At 62.3% G+C, this 22,968-nt stretch carries 22 protein-coding genes and 2 pseudogenes; 11 read left to right on the forward strand and 13 right to left on the reverse strand.

The features are described from left to right. The first annotated feature begins 159 nt into the window (after positions 1-159). The 3 genes from D578_RS0111240 (at position 160) to D578_RS0111250 (ending at position 3,615) form a co-directional block, all read left to right on the forward strand. Positions 160-1,269 (forward strand): S-(hydroxymethyl)glutathione dehydrogenase/class III alcohol dehydrogenase, encoded by a 1,110-nt coding sequence (locus D578_RS0111240; protein WP_018950041.1) that lies wholly within the window; start codon positions 160-162, stop codon positions 1,267-1,269. Between the two features lie 5 nt (positions 1,270-1,274). After that, complete coding sequence (gene fghA / locus D578_RS0111245; protein ID WP_018950042.1) at positions 1,275-2,114, forward strand: S-formylglutathione hydrolase; 840 nt, start codon at positions 1,275-1,277, stop codon at positions 2,112-2,114. A gap of 475 nt (positions 2,115-2,589) precedes the next feature. Next, on the forward strand, positions 2,590-3,615 hold the full coding sequence (locus D578_RS0111250) for a transposase (protein WP_018950043.1): 1,026 nt from the start codon (positions 2,590-2,592) through the stop codon (positions 3,613-3,615). A gap of 80 nt (positions 3,616-3,695) precedes the next feature. Here D578_RS0111250 and D578_RS0111255 read toward each other — a convergent pair whose 3' ends face one another. Beyond that, entirely contained in the window at positions 3,696-4,397 is a 702-nt protein-coding gene (locus D578_RS0111255) for a glycosyltransferase family 2 protein (protein WP_018950044.1), read from the reverse strand. Continuing rightward, complete coding sequence (locus tag D578_RS0111260) at positions 4,385-4,972, reverse strand: DedA family protein (RefSeq protein ID WP_018950045.1); 588 nt, start codon at positions 4,970-4,972, stop codon at positions 4,385-4,387. The genes D578_RS0111255 and D578_RS0111260 overlap by 13 nt, the downstream gene beginning before the upstream one ends. Positions 4,973-5,535: 563 nt before the next feature. Here D578_RS0111260 and D578_RS16315 point away from each other — a divergent pair. Further along, positions 5,536-5,634 (forward strand): annotated as a pseudogene (locus D578_RS16315) (transposase); the annotation flags it as partial. Between the two features lie 45 nt (positions 5,635-5,679). Here the strand turns inward: D578_RS16315 and D578_RS0111270 are convergent. Beyond that, a complete protein-coding gene (locus D578_RS0111270) occupies positions 5,680-6,798 on the reverse strand; it encodes an alpha/beta hydrolase (RefSeq protein WP_018950047.1) in 1,119 nt (372 codons plus the stop codon). Positions 6,799-7,162: 364 nt separating this feature from the next. Between D578_RS0111270 and D578_RS0111280 the strand changes: the two genes are divergently transcribed. The 3 genes and pseudogenes from D578_RS0111280 to D578_RS15575 form a co-directional block, all read left to right on the forward strand. After that, on the forward strand, positions 7,163-7,942 hold the full coding sequence (locus tag D578_RS0111280) for a nuclease-related domain-containing protein (protein ID WP_026289311.1): 780 nt from the start codon (positions 7,163-7,165) through the stop codon (positions 7,940-7,942). A gap of 62 nt (positions 7,943-8,004) precedes the next feature. After that, positions 8,005-8,721 carry a nuclease-related domain-containing protein gene (locus D578_RS0111285; RefSeq protein WP_018950050.1) on the forward strand — a complete coding sequence of 239 codons (717 nt, stop codon included), beginning with the start codon at positions 8,005-8,007 and terminating at the stop codon, positions 8,719-8,721. A gap of 117 nt (positions 8,722-8,838) precedes the next feature. Further along, a pseudogene (locus D578_RS15575) lies at positions 8,839-9,054 on the forward strand (hypothetical protein); the annotation flags it as partial. Positions 9,055-9,303: 249 nt separating this feature from the next. On the opposite strand, the gene D578_RS0111295 reads toward D578_RS15575, so the two are convergent. The 8 genes from D578_RS0111295 to D578_RS0111330 form a co-directional block, all read right to left on the reverse strand. Further along, positions 9,304-10,722, reverse strand: coding sequence for an HD domain-containing phosphohydrolase (locus D578_RS0111295; RefSeq protein ID WP_018950052.1), 1,419 nt, complete (start codon positions 10,720-10,722; stop codon positions 9,304-9,306). Next, on the reverse strand, positions 10,719-12,971 hold the full coding sequence (locus D578_RS0111300) for an ATP-binding protein (RefSeq protein WP_018950053.1): 2,253 nt from the start codon (positions 12,969-12,971) through the stop codon (positions 10,719-10,721). The genes D578_RS0111295 and D578_RS0111300 overlap by 4 nt, the downstream gene beginning before the upstream one ends. Positions 12,972-13,377: 406 nt before the next feature. Next, entirely contained in the window at positions 13,378-13,941 is a 564-nt protein-coding gene (locus D578_RS0111305) for a ClpP family protease (protein WP_026289312.1), read from the reverse strand. A gap of 497 nt (positions 13,942-14,438) precedes the next feature. Next, positions 14,439-14,912: an SgcJ/EcaC family oxidoreductase gene (locus D578_RS0111310; protein WP_018950055.1), complete on the reverse strand. Its 474-nt coding sequence runs from the start codon at positions 14,910-14,912 to the stop codon at positions 14,439-14,441. 223 nt (positions 14,913-15,135) lie between these two features. Next, a complete protein-coding gene (locus D578_RS14960) occupies positions 15,136-15,459 on the reverse strand; it encodes a hypothetical protein (RefSeq protein ID WP_018950056.1) in 324 nt (107 codons plus the stop codon). A gap of 210 nt (positions 15,460-15,669) precedes the next feature. After that, positions 15,670-15,906 carry a sulfurtransferase TusA family protein gene (locus D578_RS0111320; protein ID WP_018950057.1) on the reverse strand — a complete coding sequence of 79 codons (237 nt, stop codon included), beginning with the start codon at positions 15,904-15,906 and terminating at the stop codon, positions 15,670-15,672. Positions 15,907-15,917: 11 nt separating this feature from the next. Then, positions 15,918-16,334: a DsrE family protein gene (locus D578_RS0111325; protein WP_018950058.1), complete on the reverse strand. Its 417-nt coding sequence runs from the start codon at positions 16,332-16,334 to the stop codon at positions 15,918-15,920. Positions 16,335-16,408: 74 nt separating this feature from the next. Beyond that, positions 16,409-17,005 carry a TetR/AcrR family transcriptional regulator gene (locus tag D578_RS0111330; protein WP_018950059.1) on the reverse strand — a complete coding sequence of 199 codons (597 nt, stop codon included), beginning with the start codon at positions 17,003-17,005 and terminating at the stop codon, positions 16,409-16,411. Positions 17,006-17,187: 182 nt separating this feature from the next. On the opposite strand from D578_RS0111330, the gene D578_RS0111335 reads away from it, so the two are divergent. The 3 genes from D578_RS0111335 (at position 17,188) to D578_RS0111345 (ending at position 19,733) form a co-directional block, all read left to right on the forward strand. Beyond that, positions 17,188-18,213: a transposase gene (locus D578_RS0111335; RefSeq protein ID WP_018950060.1), complete on the forward strand. Its 1,026-nt coding sequence runs from the start codon at positions 17,188-17,190 to the stop codon at positions 18,211-18,213. Between the two features lie 624 nt (positions 18,214-18,837). Beyond that, complete coding sequence (locus D578_RS0111340) at positions 18,838-19,176, forward strand: hypothetical protein (protein ID WP_018950061.1); 339 nt, start codon at positions 18,838-18,840, stop codon at positions 19,174-19,176. Positions 19,177-19,409: 233 nt separating this feature from the next. Next, complete coding sequence (locus D578_RS0111345) at positions 19,410-19,733, forward strand: hypothetical protein (RefSeq protein ID WP_018950062.1); 324 nt, start codon at positions 19,410-19,412, stop codon at positions 19,731-19,733. Between the two features lie 116 nt (positions 19,734-19,849). Here the strand turns inward: D578_RS0111345 and D578_RS0111350 are convergent, their stop codons facing one another. Beyond that, complete coding sequence (locus D578_RS0111350; protein WP_231364114.1) at positions 19,850-20,632, reverse strand: class I SAM-dependent methyltransferase; 783 nt, start codon at positions 20,630-20,632, stop codon at positions 19,850-19,852. 419 nt (positions 20,633-21,051) lie between these two features. Then, positions 21,052-21,504: a hypothetical protein gene (locus D578_RS15590; RefSeq protein WP_231364115.1), complete on the reverse strand. Its 453-nt coding sequence runs from the start codon at positions 21,502-21,504 to the stop codon at positions 21,052-21,054. A gap of 476 nt (positions 21,505-21,980) precedes the next feature. Between D578_RS15590 and D578_RS0111355 the strand changes: the two genes are divergently transcribed. Beyond that, positions 21,981-22,934, forward strand: a complete 954-nt coding sequence (locus D578_RS0111355; protein ID WP_018950064.1) for a DMT family transporter — start codon at positions 21,981-21,983, stop codon at positions 22,932-22,934. Positions 22,935-22,968: the final 34 nt, after the last annotated feature.

Raw genomic sequence — 22,968 nt, forward strand, 5'->3', positions numbered from 1 at the left:
CACGGCAGGCCGATGGGTATGTTGGCGCGCTGCGGCTGGTTGGGTTGGGGGCGGGTGGACCGGTGGCCGGGCTTTGGCTCCGTATTGGCCGGCTTGTGCAGTTCGGCACCGTATACCCTGATTCGCTATCCTATTCGGTAATCTATGAGGAGCCTGTCCATGAAAGCACGTGCCGCTGTCGCCTGGGAAGCCAATAAGCCCTTGTCCATCGAGGAGGTCGATGTCGAAGGGCCACGGGAGGGTGAGGTGCTTTTGCAAGTGGTTGCCAGCGGTGTGTGTCACACGGACGCATTCACCCTGTCGGGGGATGACCCTGAGGGTGTGTTCCCCAGCATCCTGGGCCACGAAGGTGGCTGCGTGGTGCTCGAGTGCGGGCCCGGGGTGAAGACCCTCAAGCCCGGCGACCACGTCATTCCGCTCTATATCCCGGAGTGTGGCCACTGCGAGTACTGCGCCTCGACCAAGACCAACCTGTGCCAGTCCATCGCCGACACAGTCTGGACCGGCTACATGCCCGACGGCACCCGCCGCTTCTCCCAGGGCGGCAAGCCGATCTATCACTATATGGGGTGCTCCACCTTCGCCGAGTACACCGTGGTGCCGGAGATCGCGCTGGCCAAGATCAATCCGCAAGCGCCCCTGGACAAGGTCTGCCTGCTGGGCTGCGGTGTCACCACCGGCATCGGCGCGGTGCTCAACACCGCCAAGGTCGAGCCGGGCTCCACGGTGGCGGTGTTCGGCCTGGGGGGTATCGGTCTTTCGTGTATCCAGGGGGCGGTGATGGCCAAGGCCAGCCGCATCCTGGCCATTGATCTGAACCCGGACAAGTTCGAGATGGCCAGGGCCCTGGGGGCCACGGATTGCATCAATCCCAGCGAGGTGAACGGGTCCATGGTGGAATACATCCGGGAGCTGACCAAGGGCGGGGTCGATTACTCATTTGAGTGCATCGGCAATGTGAACGTCATGCGCGATGCCCTTGAGTGCACCCACATGGGCTGGGGTGTCTCTACCGTGATCGGTGTTGCCGGTGCCGGACAGGAGATCAGCACCCGGCCCTTCAACCTGGTGGTGGGCCGTACGTGGAAAGGCACGGCCTTCGGCGGCGTGAAGGGGCGATCCCAGCTGCCGGGCTACGTGGACAACTACATCGCCGGCAAGATCGAGCTGGACAGCCTGGTCACCCACACCATGCCCCTGGAGGACATCAACCGCGCCTTCGACCTGATGCACGAGGGCAAGAGCATCCGCTCTGTGATCATTTTCTGAGGTTGATGATGAAACAGCTTGAACGCATCAAGGAGTTCGGCGGCTGGCTCGAACGTTGGGAACATGAATCGTCCGCATGCCGGTGCGCCATGACCTTCTCGGTCTACCTCCCGCCCCAGGCCGCCAGCCAGCAACTTCCGGTGGTCTACTGGCTGTCAGGTCTGACCTGCACCGATGACAACGTGCGGGTGAAGGCGGGTGCCCAGCGCTACTGCGCCGAGCTGGGTCTGATCCTGGTCATGCCCGATACCAGCCCCCGGGGCGAGGGTGTGCCGGACGTTGCGGAGCGCTACGACCTGGGTCAGGGTGCGGGGTTCTATGTCAACGCCACTCAGCCGCCGTGGGCGACGCACTATCACATGTATGATTACGTCACCGACGAGCTGCCCCCGCTCATCGAGGCGAATTTTCCTGTCATTCCCGGCAAGCGCGCCATTAGCGGGCATTCCATGGGAGGGCATGGAGCGCTTGTCTGCGCGCTGAAGAATCCCGGCATGTATGCCTCGGTCTCTGCGTTCTCACCCATCTGCAATCCGGTGATCAGCCCGTGGGGCGAGGGCTGCTTCAGCGCCTATCTGGGTGATGACCGAAAGGCCTGGGAGGAGTTTGATGCCACCTGCCTCGTCAACGCCGGTGCGCCACTGCCTCCGGCGCTGATCGACCAGGGCACTGCCGACGAGTTCCTGGCTGAGCAGCTGTTTCCCCAGAACCTCCAGGCCGCCTGCGCGGCACGCAAGATCCCGCTGGAGCTGCGCATGCAGGAGGGGTATGACCACAGCTACCACTTCATTGCGACCTTTATCGGCGAACACTTGGCGTTCCACGCCAGGGCCATGATGGCTTGACGCCCAGGCCATGAGCGAGAATAACGGGGTCGGACCTCGGTAACCTACGGAAAAACAGCGGTAAACCGGTCTAGGAAGGGCGCGATTCGAGCTTAAAGCGGTCATTTCGGCCATCAAATGGGCATTCCAGGGAGGGAAGCCATGCCAGACCGAAGAAGAGGACACCCATGATCTTCTTGACTGTAAGAAGAGGACACCCATCATCTTCGTGACGGTCTGAGGCGGTCGGGCTAGGTTTTGGGGTGAGTTCATGGACCAAGGAGGGTCCTGATGACGCGAGCCAGGAAGGAGCTCGTCTTGATCGAGGCGACGCCGTATTACCACTGCATTTCTCGTTGTGTTCGCCGGGCGTTCCTGTGTGGCGAGGATTTCTATTCGGGCAAGGGGAAAAGAAGAGGACACCCATGATCTTCTTGACGGTCTGAGGCGGTCGGGCTAGGTTTTGGGGTGAGTTCATGGACCAAGGAGGGTCCTGATGACGCGAGCCAGGAAGGAGCTCGTCTCGATCGAGGCGACGCCGTACTACCACTGCATTTGTCGCTGTGTTCGCCGCGCGTTCCTGTGTGGCGAGGATTTCTATTCGGGCAAGAACTACGAGCACCGGCGCGGCTGGTTGCTGGAGCGGCTGCGCGCGCTTCAGGACGTGTTCGCGGTGGATGTGTGCGCCTATGCGGTGATGTCCAACCACTATCACTTGGTCCTGCGGCTCGACTCGGACCGGGCAGCATCCTGGAGCGAAGACGAGGTGATGGAGCGCTGGGAGCGCTTGTTCTCGTTGCCGTTGCTGGTGGCGCGGTACCGGGCGGGGCAGACGCGCACGGAGGCCGAGCGCGAGGGGGCGCAGGCGCAGATCGCCCTGTGGCGGGAGCGCTTGCAGGACCTTTCGTGGTTCATGCGCAGCCTGAACGAACATCTGGCGCGGCGGGCGAACGCGGAAGATGGCTGCAAGGGCCGCTTCTGGGAGGGCCGCTACAAGAGCCAGGCGCTACTGGATGATGCGGCGGTGCTGACCTGCATGAGTTACGTGGATCTGAACCCGGTACGTGCGGGGATGGCGGACACGCCCGCGGGATCCGATTTCACCTCCATCCAGCAGCGTATCCGGGAGGGTGCAAGCGTGCCGGGCGCGACCGGAGAAGAGTCCGGGGAGCGCACGGAGCCGCGCCTGACGACGCTGGGCCACGAGGGCGATGACGGGCATCCCAATGCGGTGGTTTTCACCACTGACGATTACCTGGAACTGGTCGACTGGACGGGGCGCGCGATTCGCGAGGACAAGCGCGGGGCGATCCCGGACCACATCCCGCCGATCCTGGACCGCCTGCAGATCGATCCGGCACATTTCCTCCGGCACGTCCGCAGAGGTGGAAGGAGCTACCACGTGGCGGCACTGGGCCGTGTCGAGCGCATGCGGAAGGCAGCGATGGATCGCGGCCGGCACTTTATCAAGGGTATCGGCGTTTCGCGTCGAATCTTTGTGGGCTCGCCAGAGTGCCCTTGATGGGGCACGGTCTGACCCCGACGTCTGTGCGAACGTGGAAACCAATTAGAGCCTCCCTGGCGGTGGGAATCAGACATTAGCTAAAAATCAATTCCGCTATCCATCTTGTTCCTCTTCCAGATACGTACAGCCCTCCGCTTGATCCAGCCAAGTATGTAAAGCCGGAATGATATCGAAAGGATTTGTCGGATCATCATCGCGCGTTGGGTAGCGCCAGCCACGACACCATATTTCCTTTCTTTAATGTGATGGAACGTACCACGCACTAGTTCGAATGCCATCCCCTTATCGAATTGCTTGGAGGTGTAGTTCAAGGCGATCTCGATCTGGAAACCCCGCACGCCATTCGTCGGGACGGCCTCCCAGAGCCGGCGGGTCAATGCCCGATCTCCGCCGATAATTGGGAAGAATCGCAGCGCCTGGTTTAGCATCAGCGTCGATCGAGCGCGCAAGCCAACGTTCATCTCGACGCGTCCCTCGATGACGGGCTGCATGATCCGGGACAAGGTCTGCTGTGTGTGGCCAGTCACGTCAGCGTCGAGAAATAACAGGACGTTAGATTTCGCTGAACGCACGCCTGCATCCAATGCAGTCGCCTTGCCCGTGTTTCGAGCCAGACGGATGACGCGGGCACCCGCGGCCTCTGCGACCTGGGCCGTCGCATCCGTAGAGCCATCATCGACCACGAGGACTTCCCCAACCCAAGGATGCTGGCGTGCACACGTAATGACATCGGTGATGGTTCCGACCTCATTGAAGGCTGGTATGACTACCGAGACCATCGGTTCCTCAACACCCGGCTCGCGATATAATTGGCGGACACCGCAATCACGATGAATATCAGGAAGGCGATCTCCAGATCCTCCACCAAATCGGCAAGTTGACGTGTCGTGCCGACGACCGAATAGGCGAGAGCAACGAAGACGGCAAATAAGGTTAGGACGCCGAGGAAATTGACGATGATATAGGTGCGAAAACGCATATCGTGTACCCCCGCAAGCACTTGGGCCGCCGTCCGTGTGCCATATACAAACTTGGATAGAAACAGGATCTGTACGCCGTTGCGATTGAACAGGCGTTCCAGACCACGAACGGCGTTGTTGCTGTGGCGTCCAGGGATGCGGTCGAGTGCAGAAGCGGGGAATTTTCTTCCCAGCCCGTACCAGACGAGGTCCGACAAGACGGTGGCCAATATTGCCAGCGAGATGACTGCAGCAAGATCAAGGCGCCCGGTCGCAGCCAGGTATATCGCCGGCAAGAGCACGACTTCTCCCGCGACGAGCATGCCGACAAAAATGAACAGATACGGATAGGTCTGAAGCAGGCTGAGTACCTGTTGGAACAGATCTTGCGCCATGGCATCCATCGAGAAATTACGTAGGTAAGGGGGATTCGGCGGGCAGTTGGGTGGGCGAATGTTCGTGGTATTAGGGCGAGCTTTCAGGCCCATCGACAGTCCGGTGATGGCTGCGAATTGGGATTACGAGGGGCTTGCTGTGGTCGCCGGCGGAATGTTGGATTGCGATGAGTCCCCTATGCGGAATCTGGGGTGCGCCGCCGCCAGGCGGGTGCAGCGGTTGAAAGCGGGTGTTCAGTGCGGGCGCTCGTAAGTCCTCTAATGATCAATTGGAGATCCCAACGTATGTCGGCCGGCTTTGATGGAGCTTCATGCGGAGGCAATCGCCCCTGCCGATCCCGGGCGGCCATTCCGAGTCGAGTGCGCAGGATCTTCCTACTACACGAGAAAACTACTACACGTGGAAACGATTCATCTGTTGGATGGCGCACAGATGAGCGGTGCTTGTTGGAATTTCAGTTTCCGCTGAGAAACCAGAACAAGTGGACCCCCATGATCTTCTTGACGGTCTAAGCCGGTCGGGCTAGGTTTTGGGGTGAGTTCATGGACCAAGGAGGGTCCTGATGACACGAGCCAGGAAAGAGCTCGTCTCGATCGAGGCGACGCCGTATTACCACTGCATTTGTCGCTGTGTTCGCCGCGCGTTCCTGTGTGGCGAGGATTTCGATTCCGCATGACGAGGTCGGACCTCGTTGCCATCCACAGGGTTAATTCGACCGCCGCGCGATCAGGTCCATCACCGCGCGGATGAGTTGCCACTGGCCGATAAGCCCCACGCCTTGCGGATCGATGTGGGAAAAGCCATCGATCAGGTGGAGGTCGGCCTCGCCGATTGCACGGGCGAGGCGCGCGCTTTCGGTGTGCGGGATCATGGTGTCGGCCCGACCGTGGATCAGGATGGCACCGTTGGAAAGATGCGAGAGGTCGCGGTTCGTCAGGGACAGCATCTCGATGGCCTCCTGCGCGCTGGCCGGCAGATCATTCAGGAGCTCCGGCACGCGGTCCTGGTCATCGTTCAGGATTAACGCCAATAGGCTTCGCCCCTCATCCCCGAGATCATCGGCCTGGTCGTCGATGGGGGCCTTGGGGTCGCCCATGCGCCGTCGCGCAATTTCTTCGAGAATCCTGCGGTCTTCGCGGTCATCCAGCATGTGCAGATTGCCGCGCAGGAAGAGCCACTTCGCCAGCGGGTCAGGCGTCCGCGTCTGCCAGTGGTCCGATTCGGGCTCCTGGAAGGCGCCGGTGGTGGAGAAGGTGATGACGTTCTCCGTGTCGTAGTAGCCGCCGATCCCGACCAGGAAGTCGATGGCCTCTTCCCCCTGCGGCGTCAGCGTCGCCAGGACGGCCAGGCCCACGGCATAAGAGATCGCCGCGACCCCCACGTATTGTTCATCCGCTGCGCGCTCCACCTCCAGGCGGGACAGAAGGGCCGCGGCATCACCGATGGCAGCGGCCTCCTCGGGGCGCACGCTGAGGTCTTTCGAGCCCTGCAGGTCGGGCACCAGCACCAGGAAGCGCGCCCGCGCCAGCGTATTGGCGAGTTGCACCAGCCGGCGGTCGTCCTTGCCCTGTGGCGTGAAGCCCGGCACGAGGACGATGCGGGCCCCCACATTCTGCTGGGGATGATAGAGGTCGGCCGCGATGTCACCTTCGTCCGTCTCGAGGGTAAGCGTTTGGCGCATGGGCTCGGGGGTGCGGTCCTTCAGCGTGCTCGGTCCCGCGCCGGCCTCGATGTCCTGGAGCACGCGCGTCGCCTCCCAGCTTTGGGTGCTGATGCAGCCGGCAAGCAGCAAGAGACCCAGCAACACAGCAGCGATGCGCAGCATGCGATTCTCCTGTCAGATGAGCGGTACCACTCCCGTCGGTACCCTAAGTCTAGATCCGGAGTGACCGGGTCGGACCTCCAGGCGTAGGGTGCAATGAACAGGTTGCTGCCGGATCGGAAAAGGGTTTGGGCCTTGGAGTGGCCATTTTCGGCCTTGAGTGGGGCTGTAAGCTGCGGGGTCTTCGGCGAGGTGTGGAGCGTCGGAGTCGGGGCGTATGGAGCGATCGACGGCGCGGATATCCAGCTGTGCCTGGATCTGGCGCAGGAATGAGTGGCTTCCCAAGAAGAAGAGGGCACCCATGACCTTCTTGGGGGCCGACGCTGTGTCCAGCTTTACTAGCCCGGAGAGCCAAGAAGAGGATGTGATGGATATCAATCTGGGCGGGGCATTTCTGGAGGGGATGCTGCGATTCTGGTGGGCCTGGCTCCTGGTCGTGCTGTTCGCCATCGGTCGGCTGCCGAGGGTCAAGGGCTGGGTGGGTGAGCTTGTGGTTCGCCTGATTCTGTCGGTTGGGCTGGACGGCAAGGCGGCGCATGCGCTTCACGATGTCACGCTGGAGACGGGCGACGGCACGACGCAGGTCGACCATGTGCTGGTGTCCCGCTTCGGCATTTTCGTCATCGAGACGAAGAACATGCGCGGGTGGATCTTTGGCGGTGCGCGGCAGGCTCAATGGACGCAACGTTTCTACCGCCAGTCGTTTCGCTTCCAGAATCCGCTGCGCCAGAATTACCGGCATGAACGGGCGATTTCCGATGCGCTGCAGGTCGAGCCCGAGAAGATCCATTCGGTGGTGGTCTTCGTCGGCGGCAGTCGTTTCAAGACGCCGATGCCCGATAACGTGGTCCGGGGCCTGGGGCTGCTGGGCTACATCCGGTCGTTCCGCACGAAGGTGTGGAGCGATGACGAGGTGCAGGCCCTGGTGGAACAGCTGAAGGGTCGCCGGCTGGAGCCTTCTCGGCATACGCACCGGGCCCACGTGCAGCAGCTACGCGAACGGCATGAGGCCCCGGCCGGGCCGGCCTGTCCGAAATGCGGAAAGGCGATGATGAAGCGGAAGGCACGTCGCGGCTCCCGGGTCGGCCAGGTGTTCTGGGGGTGTACGCAGTATCCCGGCTGCCGCGGAACGAAGCCGGTCCAGTAGTCGGGTTCAATCTGGCATTGTGGAGGCGTTCGATTCGTTCCGGAAATGAAAAGGAAGGGGCCATGGCGAATACCCGGTACGTGACCGCGAATCGATTGACCAAGGAGTCGAAGGCGATTCAGGCGAAGGGGCGGAATCTGGTCCTGATCCTGGGCCTTCCGGTCGCGGTTGCGGCCTTCTTCATTCACCCGCTCGTAGGGCTTGTGGCGCTTGCGGGCGTGGCGGCCCTGTATGGCAGCATCGGTGGCAGCGCGGTGATCGAGGCGGGGGCGCGCGGCGAGGATGCGGCCCTGGACTGGCTTTCGAAGCTCCCGGATTCATTCGCGATCTTCAATCAGGTGGATCTGCCCAGCGAACAGTCCCGCACCGGGATGGTGGAGGCCGACCTGGTGGTGACCGGACCGGAGGCGGTGTTCGTGATCGAGGTGAAGCACAACAACGGGGCGATCGACTGTGACGAGAGCCGGCCGCAATGGACCGTGAGCAAGACGGGGCGTCGCGGAAACCGCTATGGCAAGGAGATGCGCAATCCCATCAGGCAGGTGAAGAAGCAGGTGTGGTTGCTGAGTGAATACCTGAAGACGCGCAAGGCGAAGCGCTGGATCCAGCCGATCGTGCTGTTCACCCACCCGGATGTCTCGCTGGGGCGTTCGCCCGACCTGTCGGTACCCGTGCTCACTGGCCCCGAGGTGGTCGAGTACATCCGGAACTTCAAGCCGGAGCGGTCGCGCCCGGTGAAGGAGAACACGGTGCAGGCCATCGCGTCCCTGAAGGGCTGAATCGTCGAGAGTGGCTGCGCATCGCGGGGTCGGACCACGCTAAGAGTCGGAAAAGGCGATGAAAAGATCTGGACCAGGGCCCGAATTCGGGCTTGAAGCGGCAATTTCGACCGTCAAATGGCCATTTCGGGGAGTGAAGCCCATCACTGGCTGGGTCCTGTCTGGCATGTCGCCCATCGCTGTTTCAAGCAGGAGTTCCTGCTGAAGTTTTCCCGTGACCGCAGGCTCGGGCGGTACTGGCTGTACGAGGCGCGGCAGCGCTACGGTTTGTGTGTGCTGGACGACATGATCACCTCGCCGCGCGTGCATCTGCTGGTACGCCATGTGGGGAGGGCGAGATGGCGGGTGACGTCGTGGACCTAATCCGGGGAAGTCGACAGGTGGCCAGTCCTGCAGCCGACGCAGGTTATCTGGGGGATACACGGTCTTGACCAGGAAATGGGGCGGGGAAGCCTCCCAGAGGGCCGGTTGGCAGGATATAAGCCTCTCGGAGTCAGGTGGTCATCGTGGGTCCGAGCCGCGCCTTGGCTCGGCTCTCCGCTGGAGGAGCAATAAGGGACCGTCGCGACGCCCGGAATGTCGTCAGGAGGTTTCCAGCGGTAGGCGCCCCTGCTCGGCCAGGCGCAAGCAGGCGTCCACGGCCTGCGGGTCGTAGAGGCTGCCGCGGTACTTCTGCAGTTCCTTGAGCGCCACCTCCAGCCCCAGGCCCGGGCGATACGGACGGTGCGAGTGGATGGCCTCGACCACGTCGGCGACCGCGAGGATGCGCGACTCCGGCAGGATGGCATCGCCCTGGAGGCCGTCCGGGTAGCCGGAACCGTCGAGGCGCTCGTGGTGCTGACGCAAGATGGTGGCCACCGGCCAGGGAAAGTCGATGCCCTTGAGGATCTCGTACCCCGACGCGGCGTGTCCCTTGATCAGCTCGAACTCCGCCGACGACAGGAGCCCGGGCTTGGCCAGGATCTCGACCGGGACCGAGATCTTGCCGATGTCATGGACCGCACTGGCTACATGCAGCCCCTTGCGCCGTTCCGCGTCCAGGCCGAGTTCCACGGCAATGGCGTCGGCGACCTGCGTGGTGCGTTGCTGGTGGCCGGCGGTGTAGGGGTCACGCACTTCGATGGTGGCGGCCATCGCCTCGATGGTGCGCTCCAGGGAGTGCTCCAGCGCGGCGCGCGACTGCTGCGTGCGCAGGCCGTAGACGAGGTCGCCGGCCAGTTCGTTCAGCAGCGCAATGTTCTCGGGCTCGGCGAAGGCATCCTGGGTATGCGCGGCGACCTGCAGGCTGCCGAGGCGGCCCCGGTCGTCGTGCAGCGGCAGTACCAGGACGAGCAGGGCGGGATCCGGCTGGGGCACCAGGCAGGCACCGTCCGGTTCGATGGAGCCGGGGCCGGGCTCCACCCATTCCACCTGTGTGCTGGTCCGATGCTCCGGTCCGTCCTGCAGCCGGACGCCGGCCGCGGCATAGCCGCCGGTGGTGGTGATGGCGGAGGTCATGCCCTGCAGCAAGTCGTCCGGGTTCTCTGCATGGACCAGGGCCCGGTTGCCTGCCGAGACGGTGTGCAGGGCGCGGGTGCGTTCGGTGACCAGGGCCTCCAGGGCCTGATGCGACTGGTGCATGGCCAGGTGGCTCTTGACCCGGACCAGCACTTCCTCGGCCACGAAGGGCTTGGTGATGTAGTCGACGGCGCCGGCGGCGAACCCGCGCAGCTTGTCCTCGGGTTCCCGCAGGGCGCTGAGGAAGATCACCGGGATGTCCGCGGTGTCGGGGTCCGCCTTCAGGCGGCGGCAGACCTCGAAGCCGTCGAGATCCGGCATGCGGATGTCCAGCAGGATCAGCGCCGGATGCCGCTCGGCGACGGACTCCAGCGCCAGCCGGCCACCCGGTGCCACGCGCACCCCCAGCCCGGCCTGCTGGAGCACGTCGACCATCAGGCGCAGGTTGTTGGGGTTGTCGTCCACCACCAGGATGCCGTCCCCGGTGTCCGGTGACTGTGTCATTTGCGGTCTTCCCCGAGGGCGTTGAGGAGGGTCTCGTAGCGAAAGGCGTTCACGGCACTGCGGACCGCTGCGGCGAGCTCGGGTTCCTCGTTGCGCAGGGCTTCAAGCCAGTCCGTCATGGCGCGCAGATCACCGGAGCGCACGGCCCGTGCCAGCGCGTCCCTGCGTTCCGGGGGCAGGGCCTGCAGTTGCGGGGCCAGGGCTTCCAGGTCGCGGGTGTCGTCCGCGGCGGGGGCCGTGTCGGCCTCCGCGTAGCGGAATTCCACGCCGAGGTGGCGCTGCAGCGTGCCGAAGATGTCGTCGTCGCTGTAAGGCTTGCTGATCAGGTCGGCGCAGCCCGCCTCGCGAATCTCGCGCGACTGCGCCAGCGATGCCGAGGCGGTCAGGGCCACCACGACCGTGTCCTGGCCGCCGGGGGCTTCGCGGATCGCACGCGTCGCCTGGTAGCCGTCCATGCGCGGCATGCGCATGTCCATCCACACGAAGTGCGGTTGCCACTCGCGGAAGATCTCCACGGCCTCTTCGCCATCGCGCGCCAGGCGCACCTCGAACCCCGCCCCCTCCAGCAGCCGTTGCAGCAGGATGCGGTTGGATTCGGAATCGTCGGCCACCAGGATGCGCCAGGTCGGCTGGCCCGGCGCCAGGCCCAGGATCCGGCGCGCGGGCTGCGTGTCCGGTTCGGGCGCGTCCTCGGGCACCTCCAGCGGGATCTCCGCCGTAAAGCGGGAGCCCTGGCCCGGGGTGCTGGAGACCTCCACTGAACCGCCCAGCAGTTCCGCGAACTGGCGGGTAATCGGCAGGCCCAGGCCGGTGCCTTCGGTGGTGCCGGCCTCGCCGACCTGGATGAAGGGTTCGAAAATCGACTCCTGCAGCTCCGGCGCGATCCCGGGGCCGGTGTCCTCCACGATCAGGTGCAGCCGAAGGTCGCCCTCGGGCGTCTGGGTCTGTTCGGCGCGCAGGTCGACACCGCCGGAATCGGTGTACTTGATGGCGTTACCCACCAGGTTGATCAGGATCTGGCGCAGCTTGCGGGCATCGCTGCGGATGAAGCGGGGCAGGGCGGGATCGGTGTCCAGGGTCAGGGCCAGGTCCTTCTCTCGCGCCCGTGCGCCGAGGGTGTCGATGACATCGCGCAGGGTCTGCGGAAGATCCAGCGTGCCCGACTCTACGGTCTGGCGGCCAGCTTCGATCTTGGCCATGTCCAGCACGTCGTTGATCAGTGACAGCAGGTGATCGCCGTTGCGCTCGACCAGACCCAGGTGGTCGCGTTGCTCGGACGTCAGGTTGCTCCCCTGCGCAGCCAGACGCGAGAACCCGAGGATGGCGTTCAGCGGCGTGCGCAGTTCGTGGTTCATGCTGGCCAGGAACACGCTCTTGGCGCGATTGGCGTCTTCCGCCTGTCGGCGTGCGTCGTCCAGCTCCGCCGTGCGTTCCTGCACGCGCTGCTCCAGGCCGGTGTTCAGCTCGCGAATGTGCTGGGCGGCGGCGTGCTGGGCGCGGATGTCGCGACCCAGGCGCCGGGCACCCACGCCGAGTCCGGTGACGCCCAGCAGCCACACCCCGGCCAGGGCCGAGAGAGTGACCGTGGCGCTTTGCTGCTCGCGCTGGAGGTAATCACGCAGCGGCACCGCGACCGAAACGCCACCGCGGATGTCGCCCACCTCGTAGCCCTGATGGCCATGGCACTCCATGCAGCCGCGGTCCACATGCATGGGCGCCATGAACCGCAGGTGGGGTTCGTCGTCGATCTCCGCGACCTCCAGGCGTTCCTTCGCCTCTTCCTCGAAGGCCTTCAGCGCCTCCTTCTCCCACGGGTCGGGGGCGTTTTCCGAGCGCAGTGGCTGGAGGCTGGTGATGTTGCCGCGCACCCCGAACAGGTCGCCGAATTCCTCGTTCAGATGGCGCAGCATGTAGGCCGGGTTCATCAGGGTCAGTTCCTGACCCTTTGGCGTGGTGATGTCGCGCTCCGGCAGGTGCGCGAGATAGGGGTTGGGCTGGGTCAGGTCGCCCACCGGCACGTAGACCCCGCCGTGCAGCGTGCCCCAGAAACGGAAGGCCTGGTCCTTGTTGAAGTTCGCCCGCGCCTCCTGGTAGGCCAGATCCAGGGTCATCGAGCGGAAGTGATCCAGCAGCCAGACGCTCAGCCCGGCAAAGAAGAACGTCCACACCAGGGCCGCCAGCGCCACGGAGATGCGCAGATGGCGCAGCTGGGAGCGAAAGGCGGTGTCGGCGTGGGCGTCGTCGGACATGGGAGTGCGAGCATCCAGCGTGACGGACTTCGCAGTTTAGCAGGCATCCCGCCCCGGCAGCCCCTGCGGGTCGATGCGGGAACCAAAGACACGGAGAAAAAGGACACCGCTGATTTTCTTGACGGTTTGAGGCGGGCTGACGAGGTTTCAGGGGGAGAGGGTTAATTGTTCTTTTGCGGGAAGCGATCTGGCATCAAAGGAAGGGCCGGAAGGCGCCTCGCACGAGGCGTTTCGATTTCGTGACACTGCGCGGGATATTCGGAAGGAAGGAGTGAGCTGATGGCCAGCGACAACTTGCCGACCGTGGATGGGCAGCACGGAGAGAACGTAAACGAAGAAAAGGACACCCATGTCCTTCTTGTTTTAGGCTGGTCTGAAGAAAGGGTCAATGGCAGCGCGGCGCGACTTAGATCACGCCGTGGATCAGCCCGAGCTTGATGGCTTCGGATGAATCGATATACCAGTTTTCGAGAGCCCGGGCGCGTATCGTCTCGAAATCGACGTTAGAGCCCTCAGCGATCGCGCGGAAGCCCTCCTCCTCGATGACGATCGATTGTTCGATCTCGTGGAGCGTGGCCTTGAGCGCCGCGACACAGGTACGAAGCGGACCATCGACAACGACCTTCTTTTGCATCTGGCGCTCGTGGATCATCAACCGAGTCGTCTTGGTCAGGAAGCGACAATCGACCGGAAAGAATGACATGAAAGTCGTGCCGGCCGAATAGACAGCGACCTTGCCGAGGAAGATCATCTCGCGTCCGTCCTGCTCGCGCAGCAAACGGACGTCGTCACCCATCACCCGGGCCATCTCGGGGTCGCCGCCAAGGGTGTTGATGGTGATTACAATCGGCCCGGTGTCCGGGCAGCCTTCGAGCTGCTTCCGGAAGCTGTTATACATGTCCTGATCGACAGTGCCTGATAGGCGTACATGTGGATTGGCAAGCAGGGCGTAACAGTCAGAATCGGGCATCGAGAGGATCCAGCGTATAGGAAGAAGAAACGAGTAGCCGTATAAGACTAGTAAATCAGGAAGCGACCCCCTATTCGGTCCCGGCCGCGCAGAAGAGGACACGTCCGGTCTTCTCTCATAGGTGATTCTGCTACCGGTGTACCGCCCGCGCCCTAGGCAGCGTTGTTCAACGGCGGATGCGAGGATGCTGGCCTGTAAACCTGACGTTAAGACTGTCGGCAGCCTAGCCTTTGGTGAGGATCCTGCTGCCGACGTAGTAGGGCGTCTGTTCGATAGGCCACATTGGTCTACGAGATCTCGTGGAGGACGAGGACACTCATGATCTTCTTGACGGTCTGAGGCGATCGGACTGGGTTTTGAGGGAACGGATGGACCAGGGAGGGTCCTGATGACGCGAGCCAGGAAGAAGCTCGGTGAGGTTTGTGGGATCAGACCTTGCCTTTTGCCCCTGGAGTTTTCCGGCGGGGACGAAAGGCAAGGTCTGACCCTGACGTCTGCTATGGGTGCACGGCGGTGTTTTGTCCGAACCGGATCTGCCAGCCTTGGTGATCGTGGCGCTCGAACAGGAAGCTCATGCGCGTGTGCAGCTCGCCGTCGCCGCGGTCCGGCAGGCCCGTGGGCATGGATTCGATACCCGAAACCCGAAACATGACCTCCGCGAAGGCGGTGTCGTCGCCGAGCAGGGTGATGTCCTGGACGTCGACACTCAGCGATGTTCCGGCAAAGGGGCCCTGCAGCAAGTCCGTATGCCGTTGTGCGTTGCTCGAACGGTCCTCGAGGCGTGTGCCGACGAGATTGACCACCCCGGCATCCTCCGCGTAGTCGCGGGCCCAGGCTGCGCCATCGCCGGCTTCCCACGCGGCCCCCTTGGCCTCCAGGATGCGCTGGATCTCGCCTTCGTCGGCCCACGCAGGGGGCGCTATCAGTACGGCCAAGGGCAAGGCGATCAGTAGGAACGGTTTCCTGGACATGCAAGCTCCGGATGGTGGTTGTGACAGGCGCCCCTGTGTACAGGAGTGGCGGCCTGAGTGCCAGAGAGCGAGCATGGGATCAGATCTTGCCTTTTGCCCCTACAGGTTTCCGGCGGGTGAGAAGAGGACACCCATGATCTTCTTGACGGTCTGAGCTGCAATGACGGGGTCGGACCTCCAGGCGTGGTTTGCAATCCACAGGTTGCCGCCTTAATGGGAATGGTTACTGGCCTTGGAGTGGCCATTTGCGGCCAGGAATGGGGGTGCAAGGGGCGGGGTCTTCGGCGAGATGTGTAGCTTCGGCGTCGGTGCGTACGGAGCGATCGACGGTGCGGATACCCAGCTGTGCCTGGATCTGGCGCACGAATGAGTCGCTTCTGCCGGCGAGTGCCTGGGACCAGCGATCATCCTTCGCGACGGAGTTGTTTCGCAGTGCGTCTGCCACCCAGGCGTGATGGGTATCGGCGAGGGACTGGACGCAGGGCAGGTCGAGGGCCCGCGTCAGCGCTTTGCGATCGACGATGCGGTAGAGCCGGGGCGGTTTCATGACTCACTCCGGGATATTTATTGATCTTGCAGGGTCTGCAGATCAACAATCGAGCAACTGGTTTTACGTGTTTTCCGGCAGTCTTGATCGTCTGGCTGATGATCGTATGAACAGCTCTTCTGCTGGAGTTCATGATAGTCAGCTTCGCTATAGGCTGTTGCGGGAAGGTTGGGTGGGTAATACACGCAACCCCCGCACAGCTCATTGACGTCAACCTTTTTTGACATAGAACTGGAAGCCTCCCTCGCTCGTCCGAGATTCCACCAATGTGTGGCCAGTCCGTTCACACCAGGCAGGAATATCCGTGACTGTTCCGGGGTCAGTGGCGACGATCTCCAGAATGTCGCCACTGTTGATCTTCTTTATGGCCACGTTCGTTTCCACGATGGGCATCGGACAACATTTACCACTGGTGTCCAGTTTGCTGTCGGCCTTGATATCAGTCATGTGTTTGCTCCTTAGAAATACTGGCAATGTTCGGCCTTGGCGGCTTTTTCGTTCAAAAACCAGGATGCGCCGACGATGCCGCTGGCTTCCGGGATCAGGTTGTCCTCGTTCACGCCGAAGATACTGGCCGCAAGGCTGCAGGCATAAAAATTGACGTTATCGGTGGCCTTGAGGGCCTTGATTACGTCATAGATATCCGGCGGCAATCCCGCCTTCTCGACCTGCTGGCGAACCCAGCCATCCTGATCGGCATGCTCCCCCTGGATCACCTGGCCTTGCGCGCCTTCCTCGGTCAGCGCCTTGACCGCCCAGTTCACAAACAGTAGATCGACCTGGGTGCCCTCGGCCCCCTGCAGATAGGCAAACGCCAGGGGCGTGAGCAGTTTGTCGTACCCGTCTTCGCGAACCACGATTGCAAGTGATTTCATTGCTGACTCCTTAGAACGAACGTTCGTTCGGGTTTAGGGACCAAAAAAAGGCCGATGCCGCCTGAACAGGTTGCTCAGACCGCCACCGACCGCCAGGCGCTTTGCCAGATCTCATCGAAATACTCCGGCAATGGCGCATCCAGAATCCCATCCAGACGTAACTGAATTAAGCGCAGCGCGCCGCCAAACACGGCCGATGCCGCGATAATTGGGGTCATCTTCCGGACTTCGCCGCCCTTCATCCCGGCGGCTACCATCTCGCGCATTTGTACGAAAGGGCGCGAGGAGCAGACCGGTTTCTGATCCGGCATAAACTCCTGATGGCGGGAAAACAGCATGAACCGCATCACCGCCGGCTCCTGCTCGGTCAGCTGAAAGAGCAGCGCGATCACTGCCCGGCAGCGATCCTGAGCCGTGGCATGGGTCGCCTCGATCTCACTGAAATGCGACTCCATCCGCTCGACCAGGGTGTCGTAGAGTTTCCGGGCGATACCCTCCTTGTCGCGAAAGTAGTGGTAGATGGAGCCGGTGCTGACCGAAGAGGCTTTAACGAGGTCCGGAATCGAGGTATTGAAATACCCCTGCTCAGAAAAGAGATTCAGCGCCGCCCCCAGCACCTGTTCGGTGGCAGGGGTGGTGCGGGCACGTTGGGTGTTGGTACTAGTATCCATACCTTCAGACTAGAACGAACATTCGTTCCAGTCAATCAGGCTATCCAGGAAACGGGAACAAGGAACACCGGGTCGGACCACGATAACCATGCAGCGAGAAGAGGACGGCCATGCTCTTCTTGACGGTCTGAGGCGGCCGGGCTAGGTTCCAAGGTGAAATGGATGGACCAGGGAGGGTCCTGATGACGCGAGCCAGGAAGGAGCTCGTCTCGATCGAGGCGACGCCGTACTACCACTGCATTGGTCGTTGTGTTCGCCGCGCGTTCCTGTGTGGCGAGGATTTCTATTTGGGCAAGAACTACGAGCACCGGCGCGGCTGGGTGCTGGAGCGGCTGCGCGCGCTTCAGGACGTATTCGCGGTGGATGTGTGCGCCTATGCGGTGATGTCAAACCACTATCACCTGGTCCTGCGGATCGACTCGGAGCGGGCGGCATCCTGGAGCGAAAGCGAGGTGATGGAGCGCTGGGAGCGTTTGTTCTCGTTGCCGCTGCTGGTGGCGCGGTACCGGGCGGGACAGACGCGCACGGAGGCCGAGCGCGAGCGGGCGCAGGCGCAGATCGCTCTGTGGCGGGAGCGCTTGCAGGACCTATCGTGGTTCATGCGCAGCCTGAACGAGCCTCTGGCGCGGCGGGCGAACGCGGAAGAGGGCTGCAAGAGCCGCTTCTGGGTGGGCCGCTACAAGAGCCAGGCGCTACTGGATGATGCGGCGGTGGTCACCTGCATGAGCTACGTGGATCTGAACCCTGGCCGTGCGGGGATGGCGGACACGCCTGAGGAATCCGATTTCACCTCCATCCAGCAGCGCATCCGGGAACGAGCCAGTGAGCCGGCAGTGGACGGAGACGGGTCCTGTGAGCGCACGGAACCCCGCCTGACGACGCTGGGTTGCGAGGGCGATGACGGACATCCCAACGCGGTGGTTTTCACCACCGACGATTACCTGGAACTGGTCGACTGGACTGGGCGCGCGATCCGCGAGGACAAGCGCGGCGCCATCCCGGAACCCATTCCGCCGATCCAGGGACGCCTGCAGATCGATCCGGCGCATTTCCTCCGGCACATACGCAGAGGCGGAAGGAGCTACCACGTGGCGGCACTGGGCCGTGTCGAGCGCATGCGGAGGGCGGCGATGGATCGGGGCCTGTGCTTTATCAAGGGTATCGGTGTTTCGGATCGGATGTTTGTGGAGCATCCAGGGTGTTCTTGATGGGGTGCGGGCTGACCTCGTTCATCTGCGACGTTGGGGCGAGTGATCGGGTGGATAAACGGTTCGGCCCAGGATCGGACGAGTATGCGTCCCACTGGGTGGGTTTTCTCGGCATAAGGCTCATCGGGTCAGTTGGTTAACGTGATCCGACCCTGGCCTTCGCATTCGCAGCTTCCGCTCCAGCCCGATTGCGTAGGCCCGCTCCGCCAAGGGCGCGGCCGCGTCGATCTCCCCCAGCAATCGGTCCCGCCGCGTCTGTTTGAGTGGCGAAATGGATATGCGCGCTGCGCGGGATTGTGGGGCGTGTTTGTGTGTCCCCGCACAGACGGGCGCGGGCTGGCTACGCAGAGTTTTCGGGTGGGTTGGCAATGTCGTCGACCAGCCATTCATGAGGACCGCGGGATGGACTGGAGTTATGCGGGCACCCCGCCCTTAGCGCGAGTAGCGACGTGTCTCGAGCCCCTACGGGTTTGGGGCCCCTATCCCGCGCAATTCTGCGTTGCATCCCGTGCCGGCAGAATGACTACTGGTCTGCGTGACGCGTCTGATCCCGGGAACAATGGGGCACCGACGCGGACGGGGCCGTTGATCAGGGGGCCCTTAAGGGGCTCTCAAGGAGAAGACATGAACAAACCAGCCTTCCTGCAACCCGAGGCGAACTCTCGGGTGGCGAAGCAGTGCGAGTATCTCGCGGAGGAGTACGGGGCGCAGGTGTTGCGGCCGCTGTACCAATCCCTCAGGGAGTCCATCGGCGACGAGAGTCTGACCGGCATGAATGCGCCCGGCCCGGATGCCAATCCAGTGGATCAGGCCTGGTTCCTGGTGAAGCTACTCGGCGCCGATGATGCACTCCGGGCGATCGAGGGCGCGGTACGCGAATACGCCCAGGACCCAAGGGCCTCGCTGGAGTCGCATCTGCACGTGGTCGAGGCGTGGGGTGAACCCAAGGCCAGGGCGGGTTGAGCATGGATCGACGTTGGCGGTGCTGCCTCAACTGGCGGGCGCGCTTTCCCGCGAGAAATGAGGACACCCGCGGTCTTCGTTATGTTTGACACCGTACGGACGCCAGCCTGACATCGGCCTATTTTTTCGAGCGTGGAAAGCGGCCCGGCATCAAGGCAAGGGTCGGAAGGCGCCCCGCACGATGGGCATAAATCTCGTGACACTGCGCGGGATATTCGGAAGGAAGGAGTGACATGATGGACAGCGACAATTTTCCGAGCGTGGATTGGCAGGACGGACAGAACGCGGATCGGGTGAAGATGCAGGTGAGGCGCGAGGAGCCGGTGATCATGAAGATGCCATCGGACATGGACTGGTCGGTGGACGGAAGCGAGTTCGAGTGCACAGCCGATCCGGACGACGGGATGCAACGCGACTGCGAAGGCGGCGGCCTGTTACGGAAACTGGCTGAGCTCAACGACATGCCAGAGCTGAGAGAGATTGCGGGAGCCTGCGAATTTTCGAGTTCGCGTGTGGACATCGACCCCGCCGGTGGGCGCATCATCATCCATGACTGACTCGCCCGGCGGCCACAATGAAGAAAAGCGAGGAATGGGCGGCCGTGTTCAGTTACTGGATGCAATCACCGCCGCCTGGCAACAGGCGGGGTGCACGCTGTGGCAGACGCAGCCCGTTAGTTGTTGTGTTCGGGCGTGGCAAAGAGGCTGAAAGCCAACGGCCGGCCTAATGTGGGGTCCGGCGGTAGTGGAGCCGTTGGGAGCTCCGAAAAAATTCCGGTATCAAGGACAATCTTCTTGTGGACGGGGCCGTAGTAAAGAAAGTACATAATCCGGGGGCACGCACGGTAGGACGCCACGATATTATCGAAGACACCTTTCGTCACGGTGGCATTAAATGGGTCGAACATGTAGATAACAAGAGGGCCATTGGGGATGGGGAATGTTGTGGCGTCCGCCAAGATGGATTCCGGTCGATTGCCAAGCTTGCGGCGGCCGCAGTAGGAGTCGATATTGTTGTTCGCCTCGGCATGCAGCGTCGTAGAAAACTCAACGCCGACAACCCGCTTGAAGGGGAGCTCGGACGCCAGCAGCAGCGTCCGTCCGCGACCGGATCCAAAATCAACGAATGTGAAATCCTCCAGGTTCTTCGGGAGATAAGAGAGCATCGCCATGAAGGGCTTGGCGGCCGTCGCCTTGTAGATTGTGGCGAATTTCTTGTTGGGGCTGTCCGTATCCAGATGCTCCCGTTTCACAAGACCTCCGGTCTTGATGCCTAAACGGCGATCTATGCTTGCGTCTCGCCACAGGTTGAAAGAATGCCTTATATTTTTTGCAGCCAATTGGGCCAGGGTACGTCCTCCATGGCCTTGAAGGGTTTCCCAGCTTCGCCTGAGAGCCCACCTGATCGAGACCACTGACTGCGTGCGAAACTCCGTTAGCGGGTGTTTTACGGTCATCTGTGCAGGCTCCATATTTATCCGAAGCGGGGGTCTGATGGGGCTGAGACTGGCGCTTTTCTCTCAGGGTAAAATTTAGACGCACACGGCCCAAGTATTCCGACAATAGGGCCTGATTCGAGCCATTGGCGATGGCTGGGAGTCGACGATCTAGCAAAACGCGCCGCCGCCACCGACCCGGGCGGACCGTGAGCGGCCGAGCTCCACGGCGTTAAGGAAACACTGATTAATGTACGCGTTCGCGCTCGAGTCGCTTTTGCGTGCGGACAAGGCGCGGTGACTGCCGTGCAGTCATTCTGCACAAGGGAGCCGCAACGCCGTGCGCGCGCAAAAGTGGCCGAGCCCCTGCATTCAATGGCTTTTGGGGTTGGTGCCCCAGGTTCCCCGATCCTGCGTTGCGCCCCTTGCCGGTAGAACCACTACCGGCTGCGGACCGCGCCTTGTCTCGGAAAACCTGGGGCACCAACGCGAACGTGTACATTAATCATGTGTTTCCTTAAGTGGGAACCGTGAGGGGCTATCAATGGGATCGTAGGTCCCACCAGATTTGTGTAGACGTACTCGGATCGCTGCTCGTCCCATTGCCGCTCCTTTTCAGCGACGTGCATGCGGAACGCTTCAGCCTTCTCCCAATCCGTGGCTTGCCGGTGTCGCAGTTCCGGTTGTAGCTGCGCTGATTCATCGAAGCGCGCCTGTTCGGGTTCGGCCAGATTCTTCAGGTACGGATTGGGCGGGCCCAGGCTGAGGGTTTCCTCCACACCTTCTGCATTGGCAGCACCGGGTTCATCCTCCTGTGCACATGCCGAGGCGGCGAATGGCATACCGGCCAGGACCAGGCGATAGCGGGTTTGTATGTGGCTCGGCTTGATCAATGGATCCCCTACGGTCATCCGGGCCCGGGCTTGAGCTATTCCAGCAAGCCGGAGCCGCGTGCCGACGAAAGGATTCAAGCGAATCCCATGCCAAGACCGGGGAACCCCGAAGAAACAGACAGGTACGAGAAACCGGGGGCTGGAATCTGTTCTCGTGTGTGCCTTTTTGGAAAGAATCCTGACGGTCTGCGTGTCGGCCGGAGAAAGAGGATGCCCATGATTGTCTTGACGGTTAAGTGAGAGCGCCCAATGAACAAGGACGATTCGATTCCCGAGTTCCTGGGCGAAAGCGTCTGACCTCGTTCATTTATGCCCCACAAGACCGCGCAGCCAGCGCTGGTATATTGTGCGACTGATCTCGGGCGTTAGGCTGCAGCGTTTCGCTGACCGATCGTATAGTCAGTGCGAAACATGTTGCCGACCAGGAGGATCGACGGGTCGGGACTCACTCACTACCCACCATAGGGACTGGCTGAATGGCACAGGGCGCACCGACCCCGCTGAGGTCGCTTTCATCCGACAAAGTGGTGGGCCTGAGTACGCTGTTCGTTGCACTGGCGGCGTTCTCCTGGGGGCTGTCCGGCGGGATTGGGGGCATTCTCACGGGCCAGGGCTGGGACCCGGTGGTGGTGTCGTTCTACCGGGGCGCGATCGGGCTGTTGTTCGTTCTCGCCTGGCTCGCGATACGCCCGCATGGCAGCGGGTTGGCCAATGGCCGCATGTGGTTCTGGTCGGCGATTGCCGGCCTGGGTGTCGCGGGCAACTTCACCTTCTACTTCCTGAGTATCGCGGAGGGCAGTGTCGCGGTGGCCGCGACCCTGATGTACTGCGCCCCGGTGTTCGTCTATCTCGTCTCTTTCGCACTCGGGCTCGAAAAACCCACGCTGTTCAAGTGGGTCGCGATTGCGATGGTCATGCTGGGCGTGGTGCTGCTGACGGGTATTTACGATATCGGCGCCGGTGACGTGACGCCGATCGCCGCCGGGGCTGGCCTGGCATCCGGGCTGTCCTACGCGGTATTTATTTTCGGCTTCAAGTTCGCGGCACCCCACGGCAGTCCGCAGGCGATTCTGGTGATCGCGTTCGCGGTCCTGGTCGTCATCCTGTTCGGGCTGGGCGATCCCGAGCAGACCGTGGCTGTGCTGAGCACGCCGAGCTGGCCGCTGTTCGTGGTGCTGGGGGTTCTGGGCGCCGGGTTGTCGTTCATTTTCTACATCATCGGCCTGAACCACACGGCACCCGCCGTCGCGTCGATCGTGGCGATGGTCGAGCCGGTGACCGCGTCGTTGTTCGGCGTGGTGTTCCTGAGCGAGACCCTGGGCGCCGTGCAGATCTTCGGCATGGGGCTGATCCTGCTGACCGTGACCGCCTTGAGCGTCTATTCCAGCTCGCAGAAGCAATCGGTTCCGCCCCAACCACGTTCCGAGTAGCGCTTGTACCTGCTTCGGGAGCTGGATTCGCGGG

The sequence above is a fragment of the Thioalkalivibrio sp. ALMg11 genome (assembly GCF_000377905.1).
GTDB lineage: Bacteria > Pseudomonadota > Gammaproteobacteria > Ectothiorhodospirales > Ectothiorhodospiraceae > Thioalkalivibrio.